This is a genomic window from Inquilinus limosus MP06, from assembly GCF_000767795.1.
Classification (GTDB): Bacteria; Pseudomonadota; Alphaproteobacteria; order DSM-16000; family Inquilinaceae; genus Inquilinus; species Inquilinus limosus_E.
The window spans coordinates 1-10,976 of the sequence record NZ_JANX01000168.1; the positions used below are offsets into that span (position 1 = coordinate 1).

General features: G+C 69.8%; 10 protein-coding genes. 6 read left to right on the forward strand and 4 right to left on the reverse strand.

Annotated features, from left to right (window positions below; genetic code table 11):
• Positions 1-183: 183 nt before the first annotated feature.
• A complete protein-coding gene (locus P409_RS15035; RefSeq protein ID WP_034838288.1) occupies positions 184-390 on the forward strand; it encodes a cold-shock protein in 207 nt (68 codons plus the stop codon).
• Positions 391-472: 82 nt separating this feature from the next.
• Here the strand turns inward: P409_RS15035 and P409_RS15040 are convergent, their stop codons facing one another.
• From P409_RS15040 to P409_RS15055, 4 genes are all read right to left on the reverse strand, one after another.
• The gene (locus P409_RS15040) at positions 473-817 is read right to left on the reverse strand and encodes a MucR family transcriptional regulator (RefSeq protein ID WP_034838292.1); all 345 of its coding nucleotides are present in this window, start codon (positions 815-817) and stop codon (positions 473-475) included.
• Between the two features lie 173 nt (positions 818-990).
• A complete protein-coding gene (locus P409_RS15045; RefSeq protein ID WP_052120669.1) occupies positions 991-1,896 on the reverse strand; it encodes a phosphotransferase family protein in 906 nt (301 codons plus the stop codon).
• Between the two features lie 87 nt (positions 1,897-1,983).
• Positions 1,984-4,668 (reverse strand): aconitate hydratase AcnA, encoded by a 2,685-nt coding sequence (gene acnA / locus P409_RS15050; protein ID WP_034838295.1) that lies wholly within the window; start codon positions 4,666-4,668, stop codon positions 1,984-1,986.
• 89 nt (positions 4,669-4,757) lie between these two features.
• A complete protein-coding gene (locus P409_RS15055; protein WP_081991517.1) occupies positions 4,758-5,591 on the reverse strand; it encodes an alpha/beta fold hydrolase in 834 nt (277 codons plus the stop codon).
• Between the two features lie 95 nt (positions 5,592-5,686).
• Here P409_RS15055 and P409_RS15060 point away from each other — a divergent pair, with 95 nt between their 5' ends.
• The 5 genes from P409_RS15060 to P409_RS15080 form a co-directional block, all read left to right on the forward strand.
• A complete protein-coding gene (locus P409_RS15060; protein ID WP_034838299.1) occupies positions 5,687-6,772 on the forward strand; it encodes an esterase-like activity of phytase family protein in 1,086 nt (361 codons plus the stop codon).
• Positions 6,773-7,017: 245 nt separating this feature from the next.
• The gene (locus P409_RS15065; protein ID WP_202964676.1) at positions 7,018-7,440 is read left to right on the forward strand and encodes a VOC family protein; all 423 of its coding nucleotides are present in this window, start codon (positions 7,018-7,020) and stop codon (positions 7,438-7,440) included.
• 53 nt (positions 7,441-7,493) lie between these two features.
• Positions 7,494-8,966 (forward strand): cell envelope integrity protein CreD, encoded by a 1,473-nt coding sequence (creD, locus tag P409_RS15070; RefSeq protein WP_034838304.1) that lies wholly within the window; start codon positions 7,494-7,496, stop codon positions 8,964-8,966.
• A gap of 240 nt (positions 8,967-9,206) precedes the next feature.
• Complete coding sequence (locus P409_RS15075) at positions 9,207-10,589, forward strand: Ca2+-dependent phosphoinositide-specific phospholipase C (protein ID WP_081991518.1); 1,383 nt, start codon at positions 9,207-9,209, stop codon at positions 10,587-10,589.
• 113 nt (positions 10,590-10,702) lie between these two features.
• Positions 10,703-10,976: ATP-binding cassette domain-containing protein (locus P409_RS15080; RefSeq protein WP_034838311.1), on the forward strand; the 274-nt coding region annotated here is incomplete at its 3' end.

The window sequence follows — 10,976 nt, forward strand, 5'->3', positions numbered from 1 at the left end:
TCGGTTACGGCTTGAGCCGTTGCACGGCCCGAGCGCGCAAGTTTCGGTCGAATCTGCATCCGGTGACTAGGCGACGGCCCGGAGGCTGCCTATGTGACTGGCTTCGGCTCACTTGGCCGACCGGCCGGGATCTCATTCGGCCGTGAACGACGGCCGTTTCGGCGGCCTATGGAGTGAAGACGTATGGCGACTGGTACCGTGAAGTGGTTCAACACCACGAAGGGCTTCGGGTTCATTCAGCCGGACACCGGCGGCAAGGACGTGTTCGTGCACATCTCGGCGGTGGAAGCGGCCGGGCTGCGGACCCTGAACGAAGGTCAGCAGGTCACGTTCGAGCTGGCGCGTGGCCGTGACGGCCGGGAGTCGGCGGCGAACCTGCAGGTCTCCTGACGGTCCGCATCGGCACTGAATCAAAAGGGCGGCATCCGCGAAGGATGCCGCCCTTTTTGCTGGGATGGCCCGGCGGCCCGGCTCAGCGGTAGCGCGACAGGAACCGCTCGCGCGGGGCCTCGCCGATCCGGGTGCCGGCCCGCATGCCCCGCAGGGCCGTGGTCTCCCGCCAGGGTACGGCGGTGGCGGCCGGCGGCGCGACGGCGAAGGAGCGCCCGGTCGCATCATTCACGGGACGGGGCGCCTCCTCCACCCCGGAGCCCTCGACCAGTTCGGTCAGGGCGTCATAGACCTGCCGGATGATGTCCGGCACATGCGCGGCAGAGGTCGTGGTGCCGCGCAGATGGGCGGCCACGATCGCCGCCGTGACTTCGAGAACCTGGCTCGGCGTCGCCAGCGCCGCTGCGCCGATCTCATCGATGGGCATCCGGCCCCCTCGTTTCTGTTGTTCCATTCCCGTCCATCCACAGGACGTCCGGGCGGCGACACCTCTTCCCTCGGGCCGAAGCGGCAGGCCCGTTTGCGTCGCCGCAGCATAAAGGCGCGAGAGGCCATCTGGTTCTCCGCGAAGTGCCTGCGGCCGCGATTTTCCCGGTTGCGTCAGCCGCGAGGACGGGAGGGCGCACCGGTCTCGTCGAGGATCGCGGCACAACGCCGCATCGCCCAGGCCAGGTCCTCCGCAGCACCGGCCGAGGCGCCCTGGCGGATCTCGTCGATGCCGATCCGCAACTGGTAGCAGAGCAGCCGGTCCCGCACCTCCGGCGACCAGCGGCAATGCGCCTCGAGGAAGGCCGCCTGCCGTTCCATGCAGGCCAGCCACGGGCGCCAGAACAGGATGTTGGCGACGTCGTAGAGCGGGTCGCCGAACAGCGCCTCCGACCAGTCGATTACGCCGGTGATCCGGCCACCTTCCGCCAGCACGTTGTTCGACCCGAAATCGCCATGCACCAGCCGGCGTTCCTCCGGACAGCGTCCGGCCAGGGCGGCGAGATGATCGCGGATGCGGCCGACCGCGTCGTTCGCTGGCAGATCGGTCCAGTCCAGGGGCTCGCGCAGGAAGGCTTGCCAGCTCGCCCGCGCGCCGCGCCCCACGGCGTCGAAACGACCGTAGCCGGCAGTCCCCACCAGGTCGGCGGCGGCGATCGCCTCCAGCACCGCCGCGGTGGGCGCGACCGCCGCATCCAGTTCAGCATCGTCGAGATCCTGCAGCGTCGTGCCCGGCGCGCGGCGGGAGATGCAGAGGGCCAGCCCGTCCGCCCGCCGCTCGACCCGCAGGATCTCCGGGATCGGCAGCGCCGGCCCGGCGAAGCGGCGCTGGATGAAGGCGTCCTTATCGAAGCCGGCGCCGTCGCGGTTCAGCCGCAGCACGAAGGCCTCGCCGTCGCGGCGGAAGGCGAAGGCCCGGGAGTCGTCACCCTCGGCCAGCGGCTCCAGCCACGCGGCGCCGGGCATCAGCGTCGCCAGGAGGGTTTCGGCCTCGCCTCGGGTGATGACGGGTTTCGCCATGGTGCCTGTCCTCGAAAGATCCCTCCGAAAGCAGAAAGGCCCGGCTCGCGCCGGGCCTTTCCGAAGGCTCGCGGGTGAAGGGTCGGCTTACGCCGCCTTCACCATGCTGCGCAGCACGTACTGCAGGATGCCGCCGTTCTTGAAATACTCCAGCTCGTCCAGCGTATCGATGCGGCAGAGCAGGGGCACGTCCTGGCGGCCGCCATCGGCGCGGGTGATGGTCAGCACCATCTCCATCCGCGGCTTCAGCCCGTCGGCGATGCCGAGGATGTCGAAGGTCTCGGTGCCGTCCAGCTTCAGGTCCAGCCGGGTGGTGCCGCCGGTGAACTGCAGCGGCAGCACGCCCATGCCGACCAGGTTCGATCGGTGGATGCGCTCGAAGCTCTCCGCCACCACCGCCTTGACTCCGAGGAGGCGCGTGCCCTTCGCCGCCCAGTCGCGGCTCGAGCCCGTGCCGTACTCCTTGCCGGCGATGATCACCAGCGGCACGCCCTCGGCCTGGTAGCGCATCGAGGCGTCGTAGATCGGCAGCATCTCGCCCGAGGGCTGGTGCTTGGTGAAGCCGCCTTCGACGCCCGGCACCAGCTCGTTCTTGATGCGGATGTTGGCGAAGGTGCCGCGCATCATCACTTCATGGTTGCCGCGGCGGGCGCCGTAGCTGTTGAAGTCGAGCGGCCGGACCTGGTGCTCCAGCAGGTACTCGCCCGCCGGGCTGTCCTTCTTGATCGAGCCGGCCGGCGAGATGTGGTCGGTGGTGACGCTGTCGGCCAGCACCGCCAGCAGGCGGGCGCCGCGCACGTCGGTCACCGGCTCCGGCTCCTTCTGCATGCCGGTGAAGAAGGGCGGGTACTGGACGTAGGTCGAGCCCGGGTTCCAGTCGTAGGTCTCGCTCTCCTTCGTCTCGATACTCCGCCACTCCCGCGGGCCCTCGAACACATTGGCGTAGCGGCTGCGGAACATCTCCGGCGTCAGGCACTGCTCGATCGTTTCGGCGATCTCCTGGGCGGTCGGCCAGACATCCTTCAGATAGACCGGCTGGCCGTCGCTGCCGGTGCCCAGCGGCTCGGTGGTGATGTCCTTGGTCATGCTGCCCAGGAGGGCGTAGGCGACCACCAGCGGCGGCGAGGCCAGGTAGTTCGACCGCACATGCGGGCTGATGCGGCCCTCGAAGTTGCGGTTGCCCGAGAGCACGGCGGCGACGTTCAGGTTGCCCTTCTCGACCGCCGCGGCGATCTCGTCCGGCAGCGGGCCGGAATTGCCGATGCAGGTGGTGCAGCCATAGCCGACAGTGTTGAAGCCGATGGCGTCGAGGTCGACGTTCAGGCCGGCGGCGTTGAGGTACTCGGTCACCACCTGGCTGCCCGGGGCCAGCGAGGTCTTGACCCAGGGCTTGCGGGTCAGGCCGCGCTCGCGCGCCTTGCGGGCGACCAGGCCGGCCGCGACCATCACCGACGGGTTCGAGGTGTTGGTGCAGCTGGTGATCGCCGCGATCACCACGTCGCCATGGTCGAGGTCATGGTCCATGCCGTCGACCTTGGTCGGGGCGGCGGCGGTGCCGGCATCGGCCAGCAGCTTGTTGAAGGCGCCGGCGGCCTGGGTCAGGGCGACCCGGTCCTGCGGCCGCTTCGGCCCGGCCAGAGACGGCTCGACATCGCCCAGATCCAGCTCCAGCGTGTCGGTGAACACCGGGTCCGGCGTGCCGGCGTCGCGCCACATGCCCTGGGCCTTGGCATAGGCCTCGACCAGGCGGACGCGGTGCGGGTCGCGGCCGGAGAATTCGAGATAGCGCAGCGTCTCGGCATCGATCGGGAAGAAGCCGCAGGTGGCGCCGTATTCCGGGGCCATGTTGCCGATCGTGGCGCGGTCGGCCAGCGGCATGTGGTCCAGGCCCTCGCCGTAGAACTCGACGAACTTGCCGACCACGCCCTTCTTGCGCAGCATCTGGGTGACCGTCAGCACCAGGTCGGTGGCGGTGCGGCCCTCCTTCAGCTTGCCGGTGATCTTGAAGCCGATCACCTCGGGGATCAGCATCGACACCGGCTGGCCCAGCATCGCCGCCTCGGCCTCGATGCCGCCGACGCCCCAGCCCAGCACGGCCAGGCCGTTGACCATGGTGGTGTGGCTGTCGGTGCCGACTAGCGTGTCGGGATAGGCGACCTGGTTGCCGGTGGTGCCGTCCTTCTCCACCCACACGGTCTGCGACAGGTATTCCAGATTCACCTGGTGGCAGATGCCGGTGCCGGGCGGCACGACGCGGAAATTGTCGAAGGCGGTCTGGCCCCAGCGCAGGAAGGCGTAGCGCTCGTGGTTGCGCTCGAACTCCAGGTCGACATTCTTCTGGAAGGCGTTCGGGGTGCCGAAGGCATCGACCATGACCGAATGGTCGATCACCAGGTCGACGGCCGAGAGCGGGTTGATCCGCTGCGGGTCGCCGCCGAGCGAGACCATCGCCTGGCGCATCGCCGCGAGGTCGACCACCGCGGGAACGCCGGTGAAGTCCTGCATCAGCACGCGGGCCGGGCGATAGGCGATCTCGCGGTCGGACCGGCGGTCCTTCAGCCACTGCGCCATGGCCTTGACGTCGTCGACCGTGACCGACCGGTCATCCTCGTAGCGCAGCAGGTTCTCCAGCAGCACCTTCAGCGAGAAGGGCAGGCGGGCGACGTCGCCGAGCTGGGCTTGGGCGGCCTCGAGGCTGAAATAGTCATAGCTCTTGCCGTCGACCGTCAGCTGGCGGCGGGCTTTGAGCGTGTCATGTCCGGTGAAGGTCACGGAAGGGCTCCTTCGGTCGAAGGCTGGTCGCGAATGGGCTGTGCGGCCTTCATGTAGCGCGTCCGCGCAAGCCGTTCAAATGCAACGGGTTAAGAACCATTCGCAACTGCGAAATCGGCGATCCGGGGCAGCACCCGGTCGGCGGCCTCGAAATGCGGCGCGTGGCGGCAATCCGGCACCAGCCAGGTCTCGCAAGGACCGGAAACCCCGGCCTTTATCGCGTCCAGCTGGGCCGGCGTGGCGTACTCGTCCTGCGCCCCCTGGATCGCCAGCACCGGGCAGCGGATCGAGGGCAGCGCGTCGCGCATGTCGAAGCTGCGGAATCCGGGGGTCGGCCACAGCTCGGCCCAGTTGGCGAAGGTGAAGTCGGTCTTGTCGCCATGATGGCGGGCCAGCACGGCGCGCAGCTTGGACTCCGGGGCGTGGAAGGCGGCATGGGCTGCGGCGATGCCGGCCAGGGTCTCGTCCTCGACAATGACGTGCGCCGCCTCGGTCGCCGCCCAGGCGGTGCGGCCGGGATGGGCGGCGGCGAAGATCAGGGCGATGCTGCCGCCGTCGCTGTGCCCGACCAGCCCGGCGCGGTCGATGCCGAGCGCGTCCAGCACCCGGGGCAGCACATCGCGCCCCTCGTGGTACAGATAGTCCGGGCCGCGCGGCGCCGGCAGCGGGTCGGACCGGCCGAAGCCCAGCCGGTCATGCGCCAGCACCGGATGGCCGGTGGCCTCCGCCAGCCGGGCCGTGACATCGGTGCCGCGCCGCGTCCATTGCGCGACGGAGCCCAGCCCTTCATGTAGAAGAAGCAAGGGGAGGCGCTCGGCGCCGCCGGGCGGATCCAGGCGCTGCCAGTACAGGCTGTGCCCGTCGACGCGGACGAAGCCTTCGCTGCGCCGCAGCGGAACGGAATCGTTCGTCGGGGTGTCCATCACCGCTCCGTCATCAACGCACCATAAGCTCGTCATGCCGTTGTCGCGCCGCCGTGGTCAACAAGGGGCGTGGGGTTCGGGGGGAGAGATCGGATATGAACAGGTTCGGGACCGTCGTGTTCGGCGCGTTGCTGGCCTGCGCCGCGCTGCCGGCGCAGGCGGAGGGAATCGGCCGGCTGCGGCTGATCGGCGAGGCGGCGCTGCCGAAGGGGCTGGAGGTCCAGGGCACGACCGTCGGCGGCCTGTCGGGGCTGGACTGGGATCCGGCGGCCCGGCACTGGATCGCCCTCAGCGACGACCGGTCGGAGAAGGCGCCGGCCCGGTTCTACACGCTCGCCATCGATTACGACGCCGCGGCTGTGCGCGGTATCGCCGTCACCGGCGTCACCACGCTGCGCGACGCGGCCGGCAACGGGTTCGCGCCGAAGAGCGTCGACCCGGAGGCGATCCGCCGCGACCCGGCCTCGGGCCTGCTGTACTGGAGCAGCGAGGGCGGGGTGAGAACCGGGATCGACCCGGCGATCAGCGTCGCCGCGCCGGATGGCAGCTGGCGGCGCGGCTTCGACCTGCCGCAGCGCTACCGTGTCGCCGAGGACAAGGACAGCGGACCGCGCGACAACCTGACCTTTGAAGGGTTGGCGCTGGCGTCCGACGGGCGGACGTTGTTCGTCTCGATGGAAAGCGCGCTGGTCCAGGATGGCCCCATCGCCTCGCTGGCCAAGGGCAGCCCGGTGCGGATCGCCAGCTTCGACATCGCGACCGGCGCGCCGGGGCCGGAGCATGTCTACGTCACCGACCCGATCCCGATGGCGCCGGTGCTTCCCGGCGGTTCGGCCGACAACGGCGTGTCGGAGATCCTGCCGGCGGGCGACGGCACGCTGCTGGTGCTGGAGCGCGCCTATGCCCAGGGCCGCGGCAACTCGATCCGCCTATACCGCGCCGATCCGGCCCTGGCCACCGACGTCTCGAAGCTCGATTCGCTGCTCGACGGCAGTTGGCTGGCCATGCAGAAGACGCCGCTGCTGGATTTTGGCACGCTCGGCGTGACCCTCGACAATTTCGAGGCGATGGGCTGGGGGCCGGCGCTGGCCAACGGCCATCGCAGCCTGGTGGTGATGTCCGACGACAACTTCAACCCGCTGCAGGTGACCAAGGCCCTGGTGTTCGAGGTGCTTCCTTGAGGCCTTTCCACCATGAACTCCTGCTTTATTGTCATCCTCGGGCTTGACCCGAGGATCCAGGGGCTTTCAAGAGCGGTTCTCGATGGCCCATGGATTGCCGGTCAAGCCCGGCAATGACAGTGTGGGGCCGGCTTGGAGCGAGCCTGTATCGCCCCTGGCGCCATCTCGCCGAGGGATGAACGCCGCTGCTGGACCGGCCGGGCCCGGCGCGTCACCCTGGCTTCGCAAAACGGAGGAGCCGGGGAATGGAGGCGATGCCGCGGATCAACGGACTGGCCGAGACCTGCCTCTATGTCGAGGATGTCGACCGGTCGGCCGAGTTCTACCAGCGGGTGCTGGGGCTGGAGCTGCTGTCCCGCTCGCCGCGGCTGGCGGCGCTGGACGCCGGGCGTCAGGGCGCGCTGCTGCTGTTCCGCCACGGCCTGACCTCCGACGGCATGGTCGATGACGAGGGCACGATCCCGGGTCATGAAGGGCAGGGCCGGCTGCACATGGCCTTCGCCGTCGCCTCGGAGGATCTGCCGGCCTGGCGCGCGAAGCTGGAGCGCGAGGGCGTGCCGCTGGCGGGCGAGACCCATTGGCGGCGCGGCGGCCGCAGCCTGTATTTCCGGGATCCCGACGGCCATGCCATCGAGCTGGCGACGCCGAGGCTGCGCGCGAACTACTAGGGGCGGCAGGCGCCGGCGCCCCCAGCTTTCCGCCGCATCGCCACGAAGCGGCCATGGGCGGGCCGGACGCTGCGGGCTTCGCAGCCTTGAGCGAGGCCCGCCATGAGCATCGACCCCGTCCGCCGGCCGCCGCCTGGCCGCCGGCGCCTCCGCGCCGGTCGCCGGCGCTGAAGGTCCTGGCCATCGTCCTGCTGACCGTCGCGTTCCTGCTGCCGGTGTTCCTGGTCTACGACGTGATCGGCGAGCGCGAGGACCGCTACCGCGAGGTGGTGGCGGAGATCGGCGGCAGCTGGGGCGGGCCGCAGCGCGTGATCGGGCCGATCCTGGTGGTGCCGTTCCGGATGCCGTCCGAGCCGCGCGCCGACGGCACGCCCCTGCCGCCGCTGGAACGCCAGCTCGTGATCCTGCCCGACCGCTACATGGTCGAGGCCAAGGCGGCGCCGGAGACGCGCAAGCGCGGCCTGTTCGAGGCCGTGGTTTACACCGTCGACCTCGCCCTGTCCGGCCAGTTCCTGATCGGCGACGCTGCGGCGCTGGCCGGGCCGCAGGCGACGATCGACTGGTCGTCGGCCACTCTCTATGTCGGCGTGGCCGACCCGCGCAGCATCCGCGAGGGCGCGTCGCTGCGCTGGGGCGACCGCGACCTGCCGTTCCAGCCCGGCGCGCCGGGCGAGCTGGGTCAGCGCCTCGGCGCCGGCATGACCCTGCGGGTGCCGGGCCTGTCCGCGGAAGCGGCGCAGACGGCCATCCCCTTCGCCACCACCCTGCGGCTGAACGGCAGCCAGCGGCTGGACTTCCTGCCGCTGGGCCGCTCCACCCGGGTGACCGCCGGCTCCAACTGGCCGGATCCCAGCTTCGACGGTGCCTTCCTGCCGGTGCGCTCCAGCATCGGGCCGCAGGGCTTCACCGCGGAATGGGAGCTGTCCTATTTCGGCCGCGGCTATCCCCAGGCCTGGGTGGGCGGGGAGGGGGGCTACCTGTCCTCCGTCTCAGCCTCGGCCTTCGGGGTGCGCTTCTTCCAGCCGGTCAGCGCCTATCAGCAGACCGAGCGGTCGGCGAAGTACGGCATGCTGTTCATCGTCTTCACCTTCACCCTGTTCTTCCTGTTCGAGGCGGTGGCGCGGCTGCGCATCCACGTCTTCCAGTACGGGCTGGTCGGGCTGTCGCTGTGCCTGTTCTACCTGCTGCTGCTGTCCTTCGCCGAGCAGATCGGCTTCGCTGCGGCCTATGGCGTCGGCGCGGCCGCGGTGGTGGCGCAGATCGTGCTGTATTGCCGGCCGGTGCTCGGCACCTGGAAGCGCAGCCTGGTGCTCGGCGCGCTGCTGGCGATCCTCTACGGCGCCCTCTACGCGCTGATGCAGCTCGAGGACCTGGCCCTGCTGCTGGGCACGCTCGGCCTGTTCCTGGCGCTCAGCGGCGTGATGTACGTGACCCGCCGGATCGACTGGTACGCCGCCGCGCCAGGCAGTGGCGCAGAGCTCGAGTCCGCAGCCCCGGCTGCCCAGGGCGAGCCGCCGGCCGGGTGATCGGACTTCGCCCATCCTCACCGTCATTGCGAGGAGGCGAAGCCGACGAAGCAATCCAGGGCCGTGCGAGCCGCCCTGGATTGCTTCGCCGCGCTCGCAATGACGGTGATGGAGCTGACCGGTGAACACGTGTCCCAATCGTCATGAACACGTGTTCAAATCGTCACGCGGCCGTCTCGGAAGCCGCCTAGCATCGCCGCCACACCGGCCCGGAACTGGGCCAAGTCGAAGGGGGAATCGATGGGACGAGGTCTTCTGTCCGGGATGGCCGTCGCGGCTGCCCTGCTGCTGTCGGCCGGGGCGTCGGCCGATGTGCCGGCGGGCCAGCCGCTGGCCGGCACCACCACCTACAACGCCGCCTACTGGTCCCGGCCGCACAACGCCTATGAGAAGGCGCATTTCGCCAAGCTGACGGACGTGCTGGACCGCGGCAACCAGGTGGTCGAGATCGACGTCTATGACGAGAGCGGCTTCCCGGTGAAGCACGAGCCGGGCGAGGCGGCCACCGCCAACAACTGCAAGGCCGGCGCCGGCGGCCTGCTGCAGGACTGCCTGCGCGACATCAAGGCATGGAGCGACGCCCATCCCGGCCACCTGCCGATCACGGTGCAGCTCGACCTCAAGCCCAGCCTGGGCCTGTGGGGCTGGGACGCCGGCTACATGTCGGCGCTGAACACGCTGGTGTCGACCGAGTTCGGGGCCAAGGTCTACAAGCCGGAAACTCTGCGCGCCTTCACCGGCTACGCCTCGCTGCGCGAGGGCGTCTACCGCGCCGGCTGGCCGACCGTGGATGCGCTGCGCGGCAAGATCCTGGTGCTGATGATGGGCGGCCCGATCGGCGACAAGAACGACACCCAGGAGGAATATGTGAACCAGTTCGGCAGCGCGGCGCAGATCTTCGTCTGCCCCGAGGCACATGAGCCGAACGATTTCTACTGGAACGGCAACGCCAACGATTTCGACGACGCCAACACCAACAAATGGGTGGTCTGCGGCAACCACGAGGCCGTGCAGTACTGGTACAAGGACACGCTGACCGCCCACCAGAACGGCCAGATCGTCAATCTCTGGTCCAGCAGCGAGAACCAGTTCGACGCCTTCAACCAGATGTACCTGGCGGTCGGATGGGGCGCCTCGATGATCAGCCGCGAGAGCCTCGACACCTTCTCCGGCAAGCTGCCGCTGAACGGCGTCCGCCGCTCGGTCCCGACCGGTTTCAACCTGCGCAGCGCCCAGTCCGGCTATTGCGTCGAGATCCAGAGCCGCCTCTACGCCAACGGCTCGGACCTCAACCAGCGCCCCTGCACCAGCGGCGTGCCGCAGCAGTGGATCTACAGCGATGAGACCCAGCTGCGCGCGGTCGGCAACGCCGAATACTGCTTCGACATCGAGGGCGGCAACGGCAACAACGGCGACAAGCTGCACATCTGGGACTGCGACGGCGGCTCCAGCGAGAAGTGGCAGCTGCAGACCGATGGCCGCCTGGTCGGCATGAACGGCCGCTGCGCCGACGTGGTCGACAACACGGTCGGAACCCGGCTGCAGATCCGCAACTGCACCGGCGGCGCCAGCCAGCGCTTCGACCTCATCGGCAACTCGAACGCCAACAACCCGCATTACTGAGCGAGGGGGCGGGGGGAGCCGCGCCGTCGGGGGACGGCGCGGCGTCGGTGGGGCAGGGCCGTCCGCGGTCCTGCCCCTTCCGTTTGGGGGCATGGGACTGCTATTGGCGGGGGATGACCGCCGCGACCCAGCCCGAGCCTCTCCTGACCGCCGACGGCTTGGCCTGCCTGCGCGGCGGGCGGCTGGTCTTCGCCGGGCTGTCCTTCCGGCTCGAGGCCGGCGAGGCGCTGGTGCTGACCGGGCCGAACGGCAGCGGCAAGTCCAGCCTGCTGCGCCTGGTCGCCGGGCTGGTGCCGGCCTTCGCCGGGACGCTGGGCTGGACCGGCGCCCCCGGCTCGATCGCCTATCTCGGCCACCAGGACGCGGTGAAGTCGGCGCTGACCGTGC